General features: G+C 65.7%; 9 protein-coding genes. All 9 read right to left on the bottom strand.

The window, feature by feature from the left end:
* Positions 1-16 precede the first annotated feature (16 nt).
* The 9 genes from HB724_RS02100 to HB724_RS02060 all read right to left on the bottom strand — a co-directional run bounded on the left by HB724_RS02100 (position 17) and on the right by HB724_RS02060 (position 21,781).
* Entirely contained in the window at positions 17-13,240 is a 13,224-nt protein-coding gene (locus HB724_RS02100; RefSeq protein ID WP_213979246.1) for a filamentous haemagglutinin family protein, read from the bottom strand.
* A 181-nt stretch (positions 13,241-13,421) separates the two neighbouring features.
* Entirely contained in the window at positions 13,422-15,236 is a 1,815-nt protein-coding gene (locus HB724_RS02095; RefSeq protein WP_213979245.1) for a putative porin, read from the bottom strand.
* A 26-nt stretch (positions 15,237-15,262) separates the two neighbouring features.
* Entirely contained in the window at positions 15,263-15,856 is a 594-nt protein-coding gene (locus HB724_RS02090) for a hypothetical protein (protein WP_213979244.1), read from the bottom strand.
* Positions 15,857-15,873: 17 nt separating this feature from the next.
* Positions 15,874-16,599: a TonB-dependent receptor gene (locus HB724_RS02085; protein WP_213979243.1), complete on the bottom strand. Its 726-nt coding sequence runs from the start codon at positions 16,597-16,599 to the stop codon at positions 15,874-15,876.
* Complete coding sequence (locus HB724_RS02080) at positions 16,599-16,796, bottom strand: hypothetical protein (protein ID WP_213979242.1); 198 nt, start codon at positions 16,794-16,796, stop codon at positions 16,599-16,601. The genes HB724_RS02085 and HB724_RS02080 overlap by 1 nt, the downstream gene beginning before the upstream one ends.
* A 1-nt stretch (position 16,797) precedes the next feature.
* Positions 16,798-17,208 carry a biopolymer transporter ExbD gene (locus HB724_RS02075; RefSeq protein ID WP_213979241.1) on the bottom strand — a complete coding sequence of 137 codons (411 nt, stop codon included), beginning with the start codon at positions 17,206-17,208 and terminating at the stop codon, positions 16,798-16,800.
* 22 nt (positions 17,209-17,230) lie between these two features.
* Positions 17,231-19,003 carry a MotA/TolQ/ExbB proton channel family protein gene (locus tag HB724_RS02070; RefSeq protein WP_213979240.1) on the bottom strand — a complete coding sequence of 591 codons (1,773 nt, stop codon included), beginning with the start codon at positions 19,001-19,003 and terminating at the stop codon, positions 17,231-17,233.
* 26 nt (positions 19,004-19,029) lie between these two features.
* Positions 19,030-20,847, bottom strand: coding sequence for a ShlB/FhaC/HecB family hemolysin secretion/activation protein (locus tag HB724_RS02065; protein ID WP_256731262.1), 1,818 nt, complete (start codon positions 20,845-20,847; stop codon positions 19,030-19,032).
* 130 nt (positions 20,848-20,977) lie between these two features.
* Positions 20,978-21,781: a LuxR C-terminal-related transcriptional regulator gene (locus tag HB724_RS02060; protein WP_213979239.1), complete on the bottom strand. Its 804-nt coding sequence runs from the start codon at positions 21,779-21,781 to the stop codon at positions 20,978-20,980.
* Positions 21,782-21,860 lie beyond the last annotated feature (79 nt).

The raw sequence follows: 21,860 nt of genomic DNA, 5'->3' as shown, positions 1-21,860 counted from the left end.
TTGTAAGAATTGTAATTTAGAGATTTCTATCTTCTCTTCGTCGAGCGCCGGTAGTGCTTTCGGAACCAGGCGCTATAGTTGCGCCCGCCCGCTCATCTTGCTCTGTGGTAGAGCGTGAGCAATCCGGATCGTCGCTACGGTTGCGATCATCGCAACGCCCGTCGCCAGCGGGACCCAACACATCCACCGAGATGATCGAGCGGCGGTCGGCGGGCGGTTGGGCTGCCCGAGTTGCTTCCTTCAACTGGGCCTGGGTTTCATTGGCGCCGTTGGACGTAACCGCGATATTGCTCGCGGCTTGGCTTGGTACGCCAGTGATATTGCCCGCCGCCTTGAAGTTGTCGGCGTTGGCCACGCGTGCCGCTGCAACCACGACATTGCCCGATGCGCGGACACCTGCGTCTCCTGCGTCGACCTCTCCGACCGGCGCGATCAAAATTACATCGGAGGGCGGGTCGTCCGGGAACCGCTGGAGGGTGCCTATGCCAGCACCCGCGACGCTGCCGGCACTATCGATTTCGGAGAAGCCATCCTCGTCGAAGCGCAAGGTTACCGGTGGGAAGTTCGAGGCGCTCTTCGGCCCTTGACCGGCGTTCAGGTCTCCGTTGGACGACCACATCACGATATCGCCGCCCTGCTGCGTGAAGGCGCGGCTCTGGTTGAGAATGAAGTTGCCGTCGGTGAACGAGCGGATGTCGCCGCCACGCAGTGTCAGCAGCCCCTCGTAGCCGAGCGGAACTGAATCGAAGTTGGTCCCACTGTAGAAGAGCGAGCCGGCCTCGAACGCTCCCAGAGGGTTGGGAGACGACAAAAAGATGGGGTTGAAGGTCGTGGCGCGGCGAGTGGCTTGGTCCGCCGTTCGCACCACCGATCCGGCGATCAAATCTCCGCCGGGTCCCAGGATAGTGACCCCGCCACCACGCGCGGTCTGGATCGTGGCGAGGCGAAGATCGAGATTGCCGGTCAGGATGCGCTTCGCTTGTTGCGGCTGGCCATCGACGATGTTGCGAACCGGCTCGCCCAGCGGATGGTCCGGCGTGACGGTCGCGGGGTCGAGCGTGTAGGGTTCGAGGTTGTCGGTGTAGCCAAGGTTGGTCGGGAACAGGGTCTGCACCGCCCGATAGCCGCGGATATATTGGCTGAACGAGGGTCCACTCTTGTCGCCAATCGAGCCGAGCTCGTTAAAATAGAGATCGTTGATCAGGAAGTTCTGCTGGTGGAGCAGGTCGAGCTTGCCGAACGCCGTGTAAAGTTCCGCCATGTTGCCATAAGCGGAGTCGGCCAGCGCAGCGTCATTGGCGAATGTCTGGCCGCCGAACACCTCAGCGAACAGGTCCGGGAAATGGTCGCGCAGCCAGGCCGCCAGGATCGGCGCATAGATTGGCTTGCTGCGATCTGGCCGCTGATTCCCGAAAGTGTCGGCGACCTGCACAAACAGGTCGCCGTCGAGCATTGCGAAATTGTCGGGGTCGAGATACGTGTCGCGCAAGGATGCATAGTCGGCACCCGCCGCGACCCCGAAGCGGACCTGGAGATCCGCGCCCTGCTCGGGCAGCCACGGATTGTAATCGTTGCCGACGGTGCGGATGCCACCGGCGAAGCTGTAGCTTTTGCCGCCGAAGGAAATGTTCGCCGAGGTGACGAAGGGCCCGATGTCGCCACCCGCCTCCAGAACAAGGGTGCCCGGGCCACCCAGGATGAAATCGTTCGAGCGGACATAAGGAAGCACGCCCGTCGAACCGATCGTGCCGGTGATGTCACCACCTGCGCGAATTCGGGTGACGTCATCTGACCCGACATTCTGACCGTTGAAGAACATGTCGGTGATGTTGCCGCCCGCTGTGATTCGCGTCTGTTTCGGCAGGAAGATCGCCGTCGAACCGATGTCACCGTCGCTGTAGATTCGCACGGGCTCGTCATCGCCGACGTGCGTGGCGAAGCGGTTATGCTGCGCGCGCAGTTGCGCATCGGTGGTATTTCCGAGCACGGCGGGAAGCTGATACGCAGTGGGGACCAGCAATCGTCTGGAAACGAATGCTCCGCCAAGCAATCCGGGGTCGGCGTCGCTCATGCCGATCACCAGGTTGGCGATGTCGCCCACGCTCAAAAGGTGAAGCTGCCCGATCGGTGAGGGATAGAGCAGTTGCGACGCTCCAGCGGGCAGGATCGTTCGCCCGAGCAGCGACGCCATCGCGAAGCTCGGCGGCAAAACTTGAATGAAGCTGTTCGTGGTCGTACCGCTGAGCAAGGTCGGCTGCTGCCCGTAATCCCAGGCGCTGAGGCTACCTGTCGGCGCAGGCAAGATTTGGACGTCTTCATTCCCGGACAATGAGACCGCTGCGGCAGCGCTGAAGAAGCCAGCCGAATTCTGGCTCTGCTGTGCGGACGTGTCGACGCCCAGCGCGGAGACGCTGGCGAGCGCAATCGATCCACCGGCGGATACATCGACGACGGCGTCCGCCAAGCGGATGCGTGCATATTGTGGCTGCACGGCAGTGACTGGCTCGCGGCCGAACGAAGTGATGTTGGCGCCTGCGTGGATGGCGGCCGCGCCGGAGGCAACGTCGAACCGCCCCGCGAGAATGTCCCTGCCAGCGGAGAGCGAGAGGTCGCCATTGCCGAACGACAACATGGCCGCGCTATCTCCGACGGGCGCTGTTGTAACGCTGTTGGTGAGCGCGACGGTGAGATTGGTGACGTCGCGCCCGGCACGAATGTCGACGTCGCCACCCGCAAGCGCTCCGACGCCGGCGGTGAAGTAGCGCGGCGCAATGGCGATTTCGGTATCGATATCGATGCTTCCGACACGCCACCGCTGGCTGGCTTGGCCGACTACGCTTGTAGCAGACGTACTAGTACCATTCCCTGCACTGGTCATGTAACTAGCGCCAGAGCCAAGGAACCGCTCGCTCCACACATCGCGGCTGCCTAGGACATCACGACCGGCGTCGAGTGAAATATCGCCCCCACTATATGCCAGGACCGGCGCTGTGTCCGACAGAGCCTTCGGTGACGGAACAAAATTCACTGCCTCGGGAGTCGGATTGAAATAGGGGCTGTCAGGCATGATCGTTACGAGATCGCCGCTCGGAAGTTCCGCGCTGATTTGTGCCTGGGCGACCCGGACGCCGGCGGTGTAGATCGCGGCCGCCGAGAAATCGACCGATGCGTTTGCGTTGGTCGCGTAATTGGCCGTCGCTGTCGCCGTCCCGTTCTCCTGACGATAGGTCTGGGTTCCGCCCCGGATGTCGATATCGCGCGACGCGGCGACCTCGATCGATCCGTCGCCCGTCCGGATATAGGAGCGGACATAGGCCTTGTTCGCTGTCGCTGGATTGGTCTGCTGGTTCGCGTTGCCATAGCTGATCAGCGGGACGGTGCGATTGGCGGTGTAGCCGGTGCGGTTGCTCGCAAGGCCAGCCTGATAGGTCGGCTCGAACGTCTGGAGGAATGCGACAACCTCGTTGAGGGGCGCGATGACGCCGGTCGGCGCCGAGGCGGAGCCCACGAACGTATAGCCCTTCCCTGCGAAGTAGGCGAGCGCGGCGGCGCGCGCGTCGGCGCCGAGGCCAGCCGTACTTCCCCAGTTGAGCTGGGTGTAGGCGTCGTCCTTGAGCTGATCGAGCCCGCCGAGCGGATCGCTGAGATCGAGCGTGTCGCCAACGTCGAAATTCACCGACGGCGAGGTCCCGCTACGCACGAGCCGGAACTGCAGCGGACCGTTATAGGTGACGCTCCCCGAGGCGGTAACGCGGTAGTTGTACTCGCCCGAGACGATCATGTCGGCGTCGGATGCGCGATCGACATGCAGCGGATTGGCAGAGAGAAGCCCATCGGCGCCTGCTATCAGGCGCAGGTCCGACGAATGCATGGCAACATCGCCGTCTAGGAGCGGGAACAGCTCGGCGAACCCGAGTGAGTCCTGCCCGTCGCCGCCTCCCGCCGCACCGTTGCCGTTCAGCGCTAACGGCGAGTTCACAAAAGGATTGCCGTTGGTAAGATCCCCCTGCCCGGCCTGGCTGCCCAGGCCGATCACCAGCGTGGCGTTCGTCCCCGGATTGGCGCCGTTGCCGTAGCTCGGGATGTTGGCGCACGAGCCTGTGGCGGTGCCGCAAGTGAACTGGATCGCCGGCGAGTAGGCGCGGTTGCCGCCGCCGAGCTGCCAATTGATATAGTTCGGATCGGACTTGTCGTGGAACGAGAAGAATCCGTCGGAGATGCTGCGGTTGACGATGAGATCGCCGCCGGCGCGCAGAGTGACCACGGGCGCTTCGCCGCGGGCCGAGCCGCCATCGGTGCGATAGAGGAAGGTCGCGAACTTATCGAGCAGCGCGCCTTCCTGGCCGGGCACCACGCGAAACTGGGTCTGTCCGCCCGTCGAGAGCTCGGGGATGACCTGGAGCACGCCGGCATCTACCGCAGCCTGAAGCTGCTCGGGCGAGAAGCTTGCGGCAGCCAGATTCCACTCGGTGGTGGTCTCGATGCTTCCGCCCGAGGCAAGCTCGACCCCCGGGCGCAGGCGCACGCCGTCGAGGCTCGAACCGTCGACGGTCGAGACGTCGAACCCCTGGATGAACTTGACGACCGAGGAACCGCCATCGGCGAGTTGGAAGCTCTCCGTGAACGGGTTGTACTTGCCGCCGCCCGCGCTGCTGTCGGCGAAATTCAGGAGCAGCGTACCGTCGGTATCGCGGGTGATGCCCGAGTAGAGGCCGCTCTCCGCGATGCTATCGAGATCGTAGCGTTTGAATGCTTCGAGTTGGACATTGTCGGCACCCAGGATCGAGCCCTTGAGGCTGACGTTCACCTTGTCTTCGTCGGCGCCCAGCACCGGCGCACGGAAACTGACGTCACCGCCGGTGTCCGGCGCCGCATAGCGATAGACGGTTGTTGGATTGCCGGTGACTGGATCGGTGATCACCTGAGGGACCAGGCGACCGCCGCTCTCGCCCGCCGCGAGCGCGGCCTGGGTGCGCCGAGCGCCGACGTCGATGACCGCGCCGCTCGCAATGGTGATCGCTGCAGACTGGTTCTCGATGCCGATGGTAACGTTGCCCGTTGAGGCGACGCGGCTGTCGGTGTCGGCGTAACCGCTGGTGTGCGTGTCGAGCTTCGCTGTGGACGCCAGCGTTACCCCGTTGCGGCCCCACAGCGCGATATCGCCGCCGTTCACGTCCGCGTTGCGCGCGTCGTCCGCGTCCATCCCGGCGACGTTCACGCCCGAGGTGTCGATCGTGCCGGCAATGGCGATGCTGCCGCCGTCGGCGGTGAGGCTGACGCTCTTCGCCTTGAGGCTCTGGCCGGCTTCAAGGCCGAGATCCCCTGCCCCGCTGCGCACCGTCACGTCGCCACCGAAGAGCGTCCCGTAGCGCGTCACGAAGTTCGCGAAGTCGAAGCTCGACAGGCCGCTGTCGAACGCGAAGCTGCCCTGCCTGTTGCCCGAGACGTTCGGGTTGATCGCCGCATCCAGAGTGATCGCGCCATTGCCCGCGAGCAGGTTCAGCGTACCGGCCGCGCCGGTGCCGGTGTCGACGATCAGCGTGCTGGCGCCGTCGAGGATCAGGCTGCCGGACTTGCTCAGCAGGTTGATCGTTCCGCCACCAGCCGAGACCGTGACCGGGTCGACGTCGTCGCCGAAGGTCTTCTCATAGCCAGGCACCGAAAGCGTCGCGCCGGAGAGTGCGATGTCACCGCTGGACTCGACATCGATAATACCTGCGGTCGCCTGGATCAGGCTGCCGACGATCGTGGCCGACAGCACCGGCGCATCCTTCGAGCCGATGTTGATGCGCGTGCCTGGCGCGCCGTTGCCGGTCGGCTTCGCCGATGCGTCGGTCCCGACCGCGGTGACCGTGAACCCGGCGGTGGTCAGGAAGCTGTATTCCGGGCGGACCTTCTGGTCGCGCGGATCGGCCTGAACCGAACGGTCTGCCAGGAACGGCGTGTTTAGAGTGAGCGCGGTTGCGCCGCTGGAGAAGCTGCCCTTGCCCTCGACATACATGCCGCCGCTCGCGGCCAGCGTGACCGCATCGGAGAAGCCTGAGGCGCGCACGTCATTGGCGCCGAAGCTGAGGGTTGCGGAGTTGAGCGTGAGCGCGCCGCCCTGCCCGCAGAAGCCAGCGACCACGCATCCGTCCGCGGCTGCCAGGGAGTTCACCAGCCGCACGTTGCCCGCGTCGAGCGTGATGGAATCGGTCGGAGCGTTGCCCGCGCTGGCGGCCAGCGTGGCTGTGTCGAGCACGAGGTCATTGAATCGGTGTTCGCCGGCTGAGAAACGGATCGCGCCCGACGAGCGTACGGTCAGCTGATCGGCTGCCGCGAGCTTGGCCTCGAGGCTGGAGCCGATCACGCCCGCCTGGCCGGCCAGGTCAGCGCTGCCGTCGAACAGAATCGCGCCGCCGCTGATCGCCACCTTTTTCGCCGCGAGGTTGGCGCTGTCGGCAACCGCGAACGTTCCCGAGGTGTCGAGCCCGAGCGACCCGCCGATGATATTGGCGGCACCGACCTGGATGGTGGAGGCGCCGGTTCCGGTGCGGTTGACCAGCCGCTCGCCGCCACTCGACAGCCGCAGGATCGAGCCCGCCGTCGACGCGGCATAGTCGCTGGTGAGCAATGTGCCGGCATCACCGGTCGCCTTGAGCGTGGCGCCATCCTCGATTGTCAACGTCGAGCCGACGCCGCCGACCGCGAGCAGCAGCTCGGGCGCGTCGAGGCTAGCGCCGCCCCTGACGGTGATCGAACGCGCGGTCGCGTTGACCGCAGTGGTGCCGTCGGCATTGTCGGCGCGCTGGCCGCCGATCAGCAGGCTGGTCGCGTCGAGTCCCGCGAGGGTCTTGGCGCTGATGGTCAGCGCACCCGGCGTCTGGGTCTCGTCGTCCGCGGCGATGATGATGTTCGATCCCAGCAGGTCGAACTGGCCGCCCTGTCCGCCCTCAGCCGCGCGCGTGTCGAACGCGCCGGCGATCTTGAGTTCGGTCAGGGGCGCGAGGATCACACGCGCCGCATCAAGCGGCAGCCGCGGTCGCGCCGTGCCGTTCTTGTCGGCGATACCGGTGAGATAGTCCGAGCCCCCGGTGGTCTTGATGGTCGAATATTTGAGGAACGTGTCCTTCGACTGGACCGTGAACGAGCGCCGCGTCGACTCAGCGATGCCGGTGCCGGTGTAGCCGAAGGTGCCACCCACCACGACGGTGCCGTCGAGCAAGGTCGTGCTCTGGCCCGGCACCGGCGCGGACGTGCCAGCGTTCTCGACCAGCCTGAGCGCTCCGGGAATCGCCATCGCATATTTCGCCGGGACGAGAAGATACTCGCCCCCCGGCACACCGGGCGCTGCGTCCAGCGTCACGGTGAGACCGGCTTGCGCCCCGTAGAGGTCGGCCGGACCGGCACTGCCGTAGTCCGCGGAATAGACGGGGTCGTAGGGCGCGATCCGGTTTGCCTGGCTGACCGGCACCAGCGCGAACACCTGACGGTGGTCGGCGAATTGATACCCGCTGCCGGTTAGAGGATTGAAATCATTGGCGCTGAACGGATCGCGGTTGATCCGATCCAGAACGTCGCGCGAGCCGCCCACACCTGATTGGAACTCATAGGCGAATGTGTCGCCGCCGCCACGCCCGTCGATCAGGGCGCCGGATTCTTCCACAATCGAATTGGCCGCAAGGTTCAGCTGTCCGGTGGGGAGCTTCGTGATCGGCGTAAGAATGGTGGGATAGTAATATTCGATCAGATCGGTGGTGGTGCCGTAGGGGATGTTGAGCCCGGCTCCCGAGACCGTCGTGACGCTCCCTGACCCGAAGGTCACGGATTGAGTCGGCATCGTGCTCGCGCCCGAAAACAGGGAAGTGGTGGTCGATCCGAGCTCCAGGAGCCCAAGCGGCGCCGCGAGATAGCCGTTCTGCTGAATCCGCGCCGCGAGCACGCGCACGTGCGTCCCGGCGGAAAGCGGTGCGGGCGCATTCGCGTCGAGATAGCTATTCCCAAAGGTGATGCTGTGATCGCCGGTCGCCGCAATCACATAGGGTACCGTCAACGTCGCGGCACTACCCTCGAGAAGGGCCTGAAGATTGCCCGTGCCGGTCGTCGCATAGGTTCGGCGCGCATCGATCAGAAGATCGCCGTTGGCGACGAGTTGGCCGTTGTACGCGACCTGCCCGATGGGACGGTCATTAACTCCGGTCAGGCGGACATCGCCCGGGCTCAAAAAGCCGACGGACGCGATCGACCGATCGAAGCCTATGCCACCAACAAGATCGACGCCCTGCGCGCCAGCAGCAAAGCGAACGCTCGCGTCACCATTGGCGCCGCTGGTAGGAAGCTGAACCGTGCCGAGACGGCTTGCGAACCGAACATAGTTCGCGCCCAAGGTCGCATTCGTCCCCGTGGTGGCCGATACATAGACATTGGCATCCGCGCCAAGCGGTGTGTTCGATTGCGTCGGGTCTTGCGAAACGACCATGAGCGCCTTGCGCAGGAACAGCGAGAAGTCTCCGTCCAGGGTCAGCGTGTTACGGGCGACGAAGCTGTCGAAGCCGCTGTCGGCAATCATGCCGGCATTGAGATAGTCGAGACCGCCATCCTCGTCCGAGCCGATGGTCGGGCGAAGCCATTCGAGGGTGCCGCCCTCGGCCTGGACGTTCCCACCGCGAGCATTGATATGGGTCGTGCCGAGCGAGCCCCCGCCGAGGGCGGATATCGTGCCCGCGGCGCTCCATTCGAGATATGGCGCGTAGGCGCCCAGCCCGGTCGACCGATCGAGATAGGTGCTCGTACCGCCGATATCGAGCGACGCCCCGTCCAGGCGTACGAGGGTGCTGGCGTCCAGTACGGTCACCGACTGGCCCGAACCGGTTTGGCGGGATGCGATCTGGCCCGAACGCAAACGGATGCTCCCGCCGTCGAGCACGTAACCCGTTCGGATCTGGGAGCCATTCGTCAAGATGGGCGCTCGGGGATTGAGCACGGCAGTGCCTGAAAGATCCGTCACGCTGCCATTGTCGAGCAGGATGCCCTCGCTCGAATCGAGCCGGCCGAGGAAGTAGACCAGTCGATCCGCGCCGTCGCGCGAGACGAGTTCGCGGTTGGTCAGTATGCGCCCGGAGGTCGTCGGATCCGTGACACCGGCGGAATTAAGGGCGTTCTCGTCGAAACGACCCTGCCCGTCGGTTGCGCCGCCGAACGCATCCGCAAGGCCGCTCCCGCCGAGATCAGCATCGCGCACGCCGAGCCCGCCGACGACCAGACTGTCCGGGAGGTCGTTCCGCTGCTCGATCGTGCCTCCGTGCAGGACGATGCTGCCAGCATTGTAGAGCTTGGAGACCGTGAGGCTCGCCTGCGGAGCCCCGATGATGCTTCCCCCGGCTAGCACGTCGAGCTCGGTCAGGCCGCCCAGCACCAGCTTCGCGGCCTTCTGATCCCACGCCGCATCCATTTTCGTTGGTGACAGGAAAGCCTGGTCGAGCAGGTTCGCGCCGGATCCGAGCGACCGGAGCGCCCGGGACTGGTCGGCGGTCAGGATCGATGGAAGCAGCCACTGGGTGAGGTCAAGCGTCTCGCCCGCGCCGATCGTGAACCGCGTCGTTTCGAGGAAGGCTGATTTGCGTGCACTTCCGTTGGCGAAGAGATCATCGACGATTCGTGACCGGCTGGTGCTGACGTCGAGGGTGCCGAAACCGCTGTTCTTGAAGAAGTCCAATCCGATATGCGTGCTGCCGGCGTGGTCGTCCGAACCGAAGCTGACATCTGGGGCAACCAGAGCGAAGGTTCCTCCGCCGGCAAAGCCGAATCCTAGAATCGAGGCATTCGAGATGTCCACGGTCGAACGCGGATCGGGCACCAGATTTGGCAGGACCGCCTTGCCGAACGGTGCGCCCGATGGAAGCGGTGTAAACTCGACCGACTGGCTAGAGCCGCCAAGCGGAATATCAGATGTTCCCGTGGTTCCCGATGTCAAGCGACCGCTGTCGGTGAGCGAGGTCGAAGCATAGGTGGTGCGATTGATGAGCGAGACGTCACCGCCCTTGGCATCGAGGGTTAAGCTACCGGTCGACGAAACGTAGCCGCCCGCCATCACATTTAGCGTGCCATCGACGCGAATGCTGCCGCTCAGGTCGACCGCTTCCGTCGCCGTATTGAGGCTGGTTCCGATTGCAGCGAAGAAATTGGGCGCGGAAGCCAGGCTGATACTTCCGCCGTTCCGGAACGCGCCGCCCTGCAGCAGAGCGCCTTCAGTGAAATCGTTCACCCAGAGGCCGGCGGTCGAGAGCGTTCCGGTGACGACCACATCGAAGGGCCGAAGCTCGCCGGGATCGCTTCCATAGAGGAAGCTGACGTCGTCGCCGTTCCCATCACCATAGAGACCAACGCGAAATGCCGAACCATTCGGAATGCCGACCACGCCGAGCCCCGACCCGAACAGATCGGTCTTCGCATCGATCGAACCGGAGGCCGCGGTTACGATGCCTTCGAAGCGGATTGTGCGGCCGGCGTCGACGGAGAGCGCGCCGCCTGGCGCGAGGGTGAGGCTGGAGGCTCCGGTGATCTGCAAGGCATCGGAGGATTGCAGCGTGAACGGATTGGAGCCCGCGAACGTGACCGACCCCGTTGCCGTCAGCGACAGCGACGACAGGCCGGCATCGCTCAGCATCCCGTCATTGAGCAGAAGTTCGGACCAGTTCGATTCCGCCGCCCCGCGCACCCCATGATAGACGAGCACATCGCCTAGCGACTTGATCGTGACGCCGCCGCCCGACGGCAGCTCGTACTGCGTGCGCTGGAGCAGGCGGCCGTCGCCGAGGATCGTGCTGGCGAGGCTGGGGCGCTTGCCGTCGAGCACCTGGCGCGAGCCGGCAAAGGCATTGCCATAGAAGGTGCCGTCGATCGCGACTGCCGGCGCGTTGATCGTGAGCGCGCCTGCGTCGCGTCCTTCGTCGTACGAAGCGTCGGAGCGTGCGCCCTGGCTGGTGGAGTTCAGATAGGTGGTGAGCACGCCGAAGCGCGGCTGCACATCGGTGTAGCCATTGACCACCCCGACATAGACGTCGTTCGGATCGGCCTTGCTGATGTCGACGATGCGGCCATCATTGGTGATCAGCTTGCTCGTCTTCACCGTGCCGGCGGCATAGTTGACCCAGCCACCCGAGAAATCGATGGTCGCATCGCGGGCGATGTGGATGCTCGGCGAATTGGCCAGGGTGAAGTTGTTGAAAACGACCGGCGTCGAAGTGAGCAGGCTGACCGTCCCGCCCTTGGTCATGAACTCCTGCGCGGTCACTGGAATCTGGCTTGCGAGGCTCCCCGCCTCGATAAGCGGCGAGCCCACCCAGGCGACGCCGTCAGCGCGCACGCCCGAAAGCCGCGGATCGACATAGAGGGTCGCACCGTTCAGCGTGAAATTGCCGTCGAGCGCGACTTCGCGATAGTTGGGGGTGTCCCGGAGCTCGTTGCGCTTGACCGGCGTGATAGCGATCGCGTTGCGCGATGCGTCGAGCTGGACGTCCTTGTAGCCGCTGACGTCGATCGTCGCGCCGCTGCCGATGTCGATATGGCCAGGTGCGAGGGCCAGGAAATTCCCGGCGATGGCTTCGGGTACCGTTGTCGCACCGATCGAGACATTTGCGCCGGGGGCATAGATCAGGGCGTTCTGCCCCATGGTGAGATCTGTCGGCACCAGCGCGCCGACAGGCGTGCCGAGGATCTGGACCTGCGTGCCGATCTCGAGCTGCGAAGCCTTGAAGGTGGCGGGCTCGTTGGCCGATCCCTGCGGGATCGTCTCGCCATTGTCGTCGGCGATCATCTCGATCCCGCTCGCGCGGGCCGGATCGCTGCTTCCAGCGAGCAGGATGTTGCCGCCGGTGATCGAAATCTTGCCGTTGCGCGAGACGCTGGTGGTGGTCGAAAGGAGGCCGTTGACCTCGATCGAGCCCCAGGCATTGGTCCCCAGCGATAGGTAACCGCGCTTGGACTCGATGAGACCATCGACGAAGATGGTGCCGTCGCCGGGTGTCGGATCGCGTGGCAGCTGATTGCTGTCGCTCAATCCATAGTCGAAGCTATTGAGCTTGTAGCCGCGCACATAGGGATCTGCATCCGTGTCCGAACCCGTGGACTGAATGAAGCTGACCGCGCGTCCGGCCTGAAGGCTGACCTGCCCCTCGACCGCGCTCAGCGTTCCGGCGCTATCGATCGTCGGCGCTGCCAGGATCAGGAAGCCGCCCGTGTCGGAACTCAGCCGGGCGCCGCTGTCGACGATGACCGCCCCTTCGGGATCCTGGGTGAACCTTACGTTGGCGCCGTTCTGCTCCGTGAGACCGGAAACGAGCAGGGCCGCCCCGCGACTGTCGCTCGTAACTCCCGCTGTGCCGTTGGCCGGGGCAAACAAGCCGTTCTCGAGATAGTAGTCGTTGCGGTTCTTGATCGTTGACGCCACCAAGCCCTGGCCAGCTTGCCCCAATGTCGCGGCATTCCCCAGCTCGAGGGTGCTTGCGAGCAACGAATGCGTATTCACCTGGCTGCCCGAGCCGAAGATGATCCCGGCACGATTGAGCACGACGACGGTGCCGTCGGCCTTGAGATTGCCGAGGATCAGGCTGGGGTCAGTCGCATTGGTGACGCGGTTGACCGCGACCCAGCCGGGCTGAGCCGTGCCGTTCGACTTCTGGTTGAACTGGAGCGTCGTGTTCGCGCCGATGTTGAACTTGTTCCACGAGAGGAGCGCGCGCTCCTGGGTCTGATCGATCGTGACCGTGACCTTGCCGTCTGCGCCGGTGGACTGGTTCGGAAGCCCGGCACCTTCCCACGTCGCGAGCCCGGTCGGGTCGTTCGCCGCGCCGGCGCTCACCAGCAGCTGGGTGGCGCGGTCGGTGTCGCCGGCCTTTAGCGCGGCCAGGGCGTCGTTGATCGCCTGGGTCGGGTCCAGCCCGTTCTCGGAGAGCCCGTCGGTCGCGCCTGAGCGATTGACCGCCTGGCGCAGCTGGGTGGCATAGGCCCGGATCTGGGCGATGCGCGATTGGGTCGACTGCTGGCGGGCGAGCGCGGCCTGCATCGTGCCTGAACGGCGTGGCGTGGTGGCGGGCTGTTGAACCGGCGGGCGCGGCCGGCTTGCCTGTGCCCCGAGTGTCGCGCCGAGCGTCTGGGCGGCAGACGGCGTCGCAACCAGCCCGATGGCGAGCGCGGCGAGGCTCGCACCGAACTGGAGACCGCGGCGCGGCAGCTTGAGCGGGGACAGGGCACGCGGGATCATTGGAACGCTCCGGACTTGGCGGAATCGGGGGAAAGGAAATCGATCGCGGCCGTGCCCCCGTGGCCAGTGACGGCGTCGCCGGAGGTGGGCTGGTCGGCAACGCCGCCTCTCTCCCGGCCCGGCCCGTCGCCAGGAAGGACGCGCGTGAACAAGCGGCGCTCGGGAGAGAAGGCAGGCTGCATCAGAAGGCGAACCCGAGATCGAGCTGGAGAACGTCGATCTTGAGCGGAGCGTCGACGATGTTGTTGGCGCTGAGCCAGCGACCGCCGATGGTGATGCCGTCGAACGGCGCGAAGGCGCCGCCGATGATATAGCCCTTGGCGTTGGTACCGCCGAGATGGAAGTCGGAGTCGGTGAAGCTGTCGGGGACCGCATCGCTCTCAAGATATTTGTAGGCGAGGTTGACCGCCCAGGCGCCCTTGCGGGCTCGGCGCGGGTTGATGCTGAACAGCGCAGGATCGCCGATCGAGAAATAGGCGCCGTAGCCCTGGTTGCCGCCTTGGAACGTCGCCGGGTTGGTCGCGTCGCAGGCGCCCTGGAGGGTGTTGGTCGGATCGGTGACCAGCACGTTGGTGATCGGCGCCGCCTGCGGTCCTTCCTTGCAGATGTTCTGCGGGTCGAATCCGAAGTTGTAGAGATAGGAGCCGGTGAGCTTGGCCTGCACGCGATCGCTGATCGGCACGCTCACCGAGCCGTTCACGTCGAGCACCCGGTAGGCGAACTTGAGGCCGAGATATTGCGGCTGGATGGCGTTGGCGGGATCGTCGGCGCGCTGGAAGTCGATCTGGCGCAGGAACATGAGCGTGTTGCCCTTGCTCGCCCACAAGGGCCGCAGCGCATCGGTCGAGCACTCGATGTTGGAAGCCGAGAACACGTCGCACGGTTCGGAGAGATGCCCGCGCAGATAAGTAAAGTCGTGATAGGCGGCCGAGAGATCGGCCTTGATCCCGCCGGCGAACTCCTTGGCGAGCTCGACCTGCCCTGAGAACATGTAGCGGTCGCGCCAGTTGCGCTTGTCTGGCGAGGTCAGCGGGAAGTTCTCGTCCTCGAACTCGATCGGGAACGCGCCGCCGCGCACGGCGAAGGTGAACCCCTTCTCGCCGAACAGCTTCGTCAGGTCGGCCTCGCCATAGACGCCGTCGAGCGCCAGGTCGGGATCGAACATGAGGTCGGTGGTGCGGAACGGGTTGTCGAACCGCCCGACCATGGCGGTAAGGCCGGGCACGAACTCGGCCCTGGCATAGGCGTTCTGGATCCAGACGTCGCGCTTCTGGAAGCCGCCGGTGAGGTTGGCATTGGTCGAGATCGGCCCCGGATCGTCGCCTGTCGCAAGCTGGAAGCCGAGATCGACGAAGCCCGCGACCTTGGCCTCGACGCCGAGCCGCGCGCGGATCTGCATGTTGTTGCGCTTGTCGCGGGTGGTATTGAGGTAGGGCAGCAGTTGGCTGCCGTTGCCGCTCACGTCATAGGGCCCGGTCGTGTTGAAGGCCGTCACGTCGGTATAGAAGCCGGTGGCGTTGTCGCGCCCGTAGAAGGACGAGGCCGAGCGGAACCTGAGGTCGCCGTGGATCTTGATATTGCTCACCCAGTCGGGCGCGGCCTTGTCGGGCGCGGCCCAACCCTCCGCCTTGGCCTGGGCCAGCACATCGTTGCGGATCTCGTCGCGGATCTGCGCGCGCACCGTCTCGGGCACATAGGGCACGCGCACCGTGCCGGCCGGCGGGGGCGTCAGTTCGCCCGACGCCACCTGCGCATTGGGAGCCGGCGCCGGCTGCGCCTGTGCGGCGCGGACCTGCGCGGCCTCGGCCAGCGCCTTGTCGATCAGCGCCTTGCCCTTCTCGGGCGTCAGCACCCCCTGCTCGACCAGCGCCTGCACCAGGTTGACCATTGCACTGTCCGATGGCCCGGACGGCGGGGCGGCGGCCTGCTGCGCAAAGGACGGTACCGCCCAGAGCAAGGTGATCGCCGCGACGCCGCCGGCCAAGGTGCGACCCAAGGGCCGGTGTTTGAATCGAGATGACATCATTTAACCCCTTTTGTACCTTCCGACGCGCCGGCGTTCCGGGGATCGCGGCTTTGGATATTCTCGTCGGGCGCGCTTCGCGGCGCGCCGCTCCCACGAACCGCAATCGCTTGCGGAAAGACCATCGACGGCGGCGGCGCCTCGAGCGCCTTGAGGCCGCCGATCGTGGCAAGGAGACGCGCATCCCGATCCGCGTCGCCTGAGGATTCAAGCAACCGCGCCTCAGCGATGTCACCCGCCGGCGTAACCACTATTGAGATCCGCGCGCCGAACGGCGCCTCGGCGAAGGCGGCGTCGGTTTCGATCCGTTCCCGCAGCGCATTACCGAGGTAGCGGCGGTACATATTCTGGCTGATCGCTCCCGCGTTGCGCGCGCAATCGGTGCCGCGGCACGCCGGCTGCGACGCTCCAATGCCACCGCTCATGGTATTGGGGGCATCCGCTGCGGGCGCCCCCACTGGACCGTCCTGTGCCAGACAAGCGATCGGACCGAGCGACGCGGCGATAGCGATGGTTGAGGCCAGGGCACGGCCGACGCACCGGAACATCGTATTCGGGAAATATCGATCCGGGTGCGGTGCCAGATCGGTCATGGGCTGAAAGACCATGATCAGATCCCCCGCCGGCCGCGCACGGTCACGCGCTGTGGAAACACCATCGAGGGCGGCGGCGCATTGAGGCCGCGGACCGAGCCCAGCAGCGAAGCCAGCTTTTCCATGGTGGCATCGTCATTGCGTCCGCGCGCGCCGAGCAGGCGGACGCCGGTCACGCGGCCGTCGGCGGTCACGGTCAGCGCCAGGTCGGCCGAGAAGACGAGCCGGCTGAGCTTGTCGTCACCCCGCACGCGTTCCTCGAGCGCCGAGCTGAGATATTGGCGATAGAGGCCCTCGGTCATGCCGTTGCCGCTCGGCGCGGCGCCGCAATTGGTGCCGAGGCAGGTGCCGGTGCTGCTCGGCGCGCCTGTGCCGCCGCCGGGCCCGGCCTTGACACCGTAGGCGTCGGTGCCCGCTTGCGCGGGTGCCGCGACGGTGACGGGGGCGGCTTGCGGCTGCGGTGCCTTGGGCGCCTCGGCGGGACTGGGCTGCGGCTGCTCGGTCGGCTCCGGCGGCTTCTCTTTGATCTCGGGCGGCGGCGGCGGGGGCGGTGGAGGCGGCGGGAGCATGCTCACCACCTGCGGCGAGGGTGCTTCGACCTTGATGCCGCGCACCGCGGTCAGCTGCGAGTAGACGAACCAGACAAGGGCGGCGACCAGCGCGGCGACGATCACCCACGGCCATGCGGCCAGGATCGGATTGCGATCTTCCAGCTCGAACGGTTCGAGCGAATGCGCAGCCATCAGGCGCACTCCCCCGCTTCGAAGATCATCGACCGCTCCCGGTCGGTTCCCAGCGCGCCCAGAAAGATGCGCGCGCCTTCATAGTCCGAATTCCAGCCACCCAGATCGAGGCCACAGAGCCGCGCGCGCCGGTTCAGGTCGGACCAGGAAATCCCGGTCCGGCGCGTCGATGTCGCCTGATCTCTGATGCCGGGCATGTCAGGCGGTCGGGCCGGGCTTGCCGGTGACCAGGCCGACCTTGTTCAGGTCGAGCTGGCGGCAAAGGTCGAGGACGTCCGTGATCTTGCCATATTGGGCGACACGGTCGCCCTTGAGCACGATCGGTACATCGGGATTGGAGGCCTTGGCATTGCGCAGGCGCACCTCCAGATCGGCCAGCGTCACCGGGAACGCGTCCATGAAGATCTGGCCATCGGTGGTCACCGTGATCGCGATCGTCTTGGGCTGCACCAGGCTCTGCGCCGCGCTCGCCTTGGGCAGGTCGACCTTGATCCCTTGCACGCTGGCTGTCGCCATGAGGATGAAGATCACCAGCAGCACGAGGCACAGGTCGACCATCGGCGTGATGTTGATGTCGTCATAGGCCTTCCGGCCCTTGTTGATCTGCATGGCTGTTCTCCCCGCGCCTGCCCTATTCCGCCGCCTGCAGCGACGGCGCGCCGTCGCTTTGCATTTCGGCGAGGCGGGTGATCAGCCGATCGACGAACACGCGCATCTCGTCGGAGATCTCGGAGATCCGGCTGTTCAGATAGTTGTACCCGAACAGCGACGGGATCGCGCAGGCGAGGCCCGCGATCGTCGCCATCAGCGCCGCCGCGATGCCCGGTGCGATCGCATTGACGTTGACGTCGCCGGCCTGCGCCACGCCGGCGAAGGTGTTCATCACGCCCAGCACGGTGCCGAGCAGGCCGATGAACGGCCCGCCCGAGATGGCGATGGTCAGCAGCACGAGCCAGCGGTCGAACTTCTGGTTCTCCGCGACCACCTCGGCATCCACCGCCGCGCGCATCGCTTCGACCGCCTCGCCGGACAGTGCGCGCCGTGCACCCTTGGTGCCGCGCCGAACCTCCAGTTCCTCGACGCCCGTTTCATAGAGGCGCGCGAGCGGCGCCTGCTCGATGACGGCCAGTTCGCGCGGGCCGATGCCTTCGACCTGCTTCATGCTGATGAGGTGCTCATGGAGCGCGCGGAAGCGCTTGAGGAACACCTTGTTGGCCCGGACGGCGCGGTTGATGTAGCGCGCCTTGGTGATCATCACGACGATCGCGAGGAGGAGGATCACCATGCAAAGGCCGATAATCACCGCGTCGATGATCTCGATCTTTGCGAGGACGTAGAAGAAGTTGCCGCCACCCGCGCTCTGGCGCTCGGCCTGGTCGGACACCGCCACGATCTTGTTGCCCGGGCCCTCGGACTGCGCGTTGGCGAGGATCATCGCCGCCGGGCGAGCGGTCTTCGACAGGCGTACCTCGTCGAGCTCGCCGGTGAACGGACGACCGTTGCCGCCGCCCAGCGTGATCGGTCCGTCGAGCGCCGGCAGCGGACCGGTGCCCGCCGCCGCCTCGACGCCGTTCACATAGAAGCGGAAGCCCTGGTCATCGGCGACGAAGCCGAGATGGGTCCATTCGCCGGTCTTCACCGCCGCGCTCGCCTGGACGCGCTGCTCGCCAACCAGGGCGAAGGGAACGCCGTTCGCAAGTCCAAGGATCAGCGGACCGTGCGTGAACACGGCCTGCTCGCCGTTCGGCTGATCGGACTTGACCCAGCTTTCGATCGTCAGCGGGCCGCCGGCGGGCGAGGCAAGGGACGCCGAAGCGGGAATGATCAGCTCGCCGCTGCCCGCGAATTTCGCGGCACGCGCGATCACGCCGTTCTCGTCGATGGCGGGCGCGGCATTCTGGGCGTTGTTGGCGTTGGCCGTCACATCTGCGGCCGCCTTCCCGCCTGCTTCGCTGAAGTGATAGACCGCGACCGTGTCCGGGTCATAGGTGCCGGCGATGTCGCTGCCCGCGGGCGCATTCTTGTTGCCGAAATAGACCCAGATCCGACGCTTCTCGCCCCCGGCCAGATTGGGAACGGAGACCCACAGCGTCGCGATGCCGTTTGCGGCATCATAGCGTTCGATATGGAAGGGAAGCGGGGTCTTGCCGTCGGTATCGACCATGCGCAGGTCCGCCCCGTTCTCCAGGGCGTCGCTGAACGTGAAATTGCCGTTGTGCAGCCGCACCAGAAGAACCGTGCGACCGATCGCACCGCTCAGATTGGCGCCGGTCGGCGAGGTGTCGACCGTCACGGCGCGCCGGTACGGCCACTCCTTGTTCCACCAGCCGCTGCTCGTCTGGGCAAAGGCCGGTGAGGTGATCGCGAAGAACGCGATCAGCCATGCAATGATCGTTCGGCCCACTTTAGACCCCCTGTTCCTGTCCATCGTCAAAACTCGCCTTTCAGCGAAAAACTGTATCTTGGGTCGCCGCGGTCGGTGATCGGGCCGCGGCGAAGCGGCACGCCGATCACGAACTCGCCCGTGACCAGCTTGAAGAGTTGCAGGCGCAAGCCGCCGCCGGCACCGGCGAGGCGGAACTCGTCCTGCTGGCCGGTCGCGGGCGCGCGCACCCGGGCGTAGCCGGCGTCGAGGAAGGTGAAGAGGCGGAAGGAGTCGACGATCGAGCCGATCGACGGCCCCCAGTCCGGCGTGCGCAGCTCGATCGAGGAACTGAAGCCGTCGTCGCCGACCGCCTCCGAGACATAGTAGCCGCGCACGTTCGACATGCCGCCGATCGAGAACTGCTCGTTGGTGACGAGGCTGGAGTCCGCAAGCTGGCCGGAGAAGCGCAGCGCGACCTGGAAGTCCTTGTCGAGCGTGCGCGTGTAGTTGAGGTCCAGGTTGAAATGGACGAAATTCTCGCTCGCGTTGATCGCGCGGCCGGTGAACTGGTCCGCGATCACGCCGACGTCGCTGCCGAGCTGGCAGGTGAGGACGCCCGGCGGCGGCGGGCCGTCGAACGGGTTCTCGAAACAGGCGTCGCGTTTGATCACGCGAAGGCCGGCCGTCGCGCCAAGGGTCAGGCCGAATGTCGATTCGTCGTCCGCGCCGCTGAGCGCATATTCGGCGACCAGCGGCAGATAGTTGATCTTGGTGGGCTGAAGCGGCCGACCATCCAGCGAGATATTCTCTTTGAACGACTTGAAGTCCGGGCCGAAGCTGATCTGCTGGAAGACCTTGTCGCCCGGAAGCCGGTAGGTCGCGCGCAGGCCGATCTGATAGCCGTTGCCGAGCACGTTGGTGCCGCCGAGCGCGGCCACGTTGCTGTTCGACTTGTAGCCATAGACCAGGAACGACCAGGGGGTGCCGAACAGCGGCGCATTGTAGGATGCCGAGACCACCGCGCTCTGCTTGGTGTCCTGCGGCGCCAGCGAGCTGGTGACCGAGAGTGTATGGCCCGCCCCCCAAAGATTGCTGTAGCGAACCGTGCCGCTCAGCCTGAGCGGCTCGGTGTTGGGGCTGTTGTCGTTGTTGAGCTCGACGCTCGCATGGACCGGGCTCTGGTCCTCGACCTGCAGGTCGACGTCGACGGTGCCCGGCGTCGCGCCGGGCTTGAACTTGGGACTGATCTGCCGGTCGGGGAAGCGATTGGCTTCGGCGATGTCGCTCTGGAGCGAGGCGATGTTGATGGGTTGCCCCTCGACGAGTGAGGGAACCTGCGCCCGGGCGACTTCGGGGGAATGGTGCTTCGCGTCGACCACCTGGACCTTCCCAAGCGGCGTTTCATGGACAACCAGCTGGACGATGCCCTGGGCGAAGGTGTCGTTGGGCTGGACGGGGATCTCGACCTCGACCGCCTCGAAGCCCTTCCTGGCATAGGCGTCCTGCAGCGCTTTCTGCGCCGCGATCACGTCCTCGTTGGTCCGATCCGGTCCGAGATACGGGTAGATGAGCTTTTCGATTTCGGCATTGTCGAGCTTGCTCACGCCGGAAACGTCGATCGCCGCGATCATGAACTTCGCGGGCGCCTCGCGAGGCGCGGCCGGTCCGGCATCCTGCTGCTCGCGGGTCTGCGGGCGCGCTGGAAGCGCCTCCTGAGGAACTTCGATGCGCGGTTGCGGCGCACGGTCGATCGGGGGATGGGAGTCCGGCACCACCGCCGGCGGCACTTGCGGAATCTGGGCGGACGGCAGTTGGCCCAGGGTCACGCTCGTCCCGTCCTGCGCCATCGCCGCCATCGGCAGGGCGGCCGCCCCGCTCGCCAACAGGAGGGCATAGCGCAGGGTCCGGCCTATCCTCGCGTCGATCGCAGGCTGCCGATCAGAGGACGCGGAGACTTGGCCGGCTTTTCGGCGCGCGACGGTGGAACGCATATGTTTGTGAGGCTCGTGCATTTCAGACCTGGATCAGACCGGCGCCGATCGCGATCGCGACGGCGTGGACTTTGTTCGCGGCGTTCAGCTTCTTGCTTGCCCGACCGACATGGAGCTCGACGGTCCGGACCGAGACCCCGAGTTGGGCGGCGGTGTCGGCGAGCGTGTCCCCGAGCGCGGCGAGGCGCAGGCAGGCGATCTCGCGATCGGACAGCGCGGGACCCAATGCGTTGCTACCGGGAACGATCAGCTTGGCGAGAAGGTGGAAGGCGAGCGCGGTGACCGCCAACGACGGCGTCTCGAGTTCGATGAGATCGAGCGCATCCTGCTCGGAACCACCGAACAGAATCAGGCAGGCCGGACCCGCCGCATGATCCTGGACCGGGACCGTGACGCCTGCCGGTAGCTCGGTGAGCGTGGTCACCGCGTACCATTCGCGCTGGGCCGGGGTCAGCCCCTCCCCGTCGCCGTTCGACCAGGCAAACGGCAGGAAGGTGAACAGCATCGTCCCGGCGCCGATCTCCTCCGTCACCCACAGATCAGCCCGGTCGTCATGGGTCGAAAGAAAACGGAGGAGCTTCCAGTGGGGAGCGCGTTGGCCGGAGTGAAAGTGGCCTAAATGGAGATAGCGGCCGCCGAGGAACCCGTGGCCATGCGCGAAGCGCAAGAGCCATTCGCGCAGCATTTCCGCGGTATCGCAGGCCGACAGATCGCCGACCAACGCCGCAAGCGAGCCGGCGGCCATGAGTCCCGCCCGCTCGGCAGGCGTTGCATCGCCCCGCGCATCAGGACTGACATGGCGCGAAAACGCGCCGCTCGCGAACATCTGGTCACACCCCCGGGAACTAGCTCCTGCTTAGTGGACACGGCGAAAGCGCGATTTTGGCAAAAGAAAATTGTTACAG

The organism is Sphingomonas sp. dw_22 (genome assembly GCF_018449795.1).
Lineage (GTDB): Bacteria > Pseudomonadota > Alphaproteobacteria > Sphingomonadales > Sphingomonadaceae > Sphingomonas.
The sequence above is the reverse complement of the archived record's forward strand: the minus strand, read 5'-3'. Positions and strand labels throughout refer to the sequence as shown.

What these genes read in the sequence shown, in the direction of transcription:
- HB724_RS02100 (WP_213979246.1), bottom strand. Translation starts at nt 13,240, where the DNA reads ATGATCCCGCGTGCCCTGTCCCCGCTCAAGCTGCCGCGCCGCGGTCTC.
- HB724_RS02090 (WP_213979244.1), bottom strand. Translation starts at nt 15,856, where the DNA reads ATGACCGATCTGGCACCGCACCCGGATCGATATTTCCCGAATACGATG.
- HB724_RS02085 (WP_213979243.1), bottom strand. Translation starts at nt 16,599, where the DNA reads ATGGCTGCGCATTCGCTCGAACCGTTCGAGCTGGAAGATCGCAATCCG.
- HB724_RS02080 (WP_213979242.1), bottom strand. Translation starts at nt 16,796, where the DNA reads ATGCCCGGCATCAGAGATCAGGCGACATCGACGCGCCGGACCGGGATT.
- HB724_RS02075 (WP_213979241.1), bottom strand. Translation starts at nt 17,208, where the DNA reads ATGCAGATCAACAAGGGCCGGAAGGCCTATGACGACATCAACATCACG.
- HB724_RS02060 (WP_213979239.1), bottom strand. Translation starts at nt 21,781, where the DNA reads ATGTTCGCGAGCGGCGCGTTTTCGCGCCATGTCAGTCCTGATGCGCGG.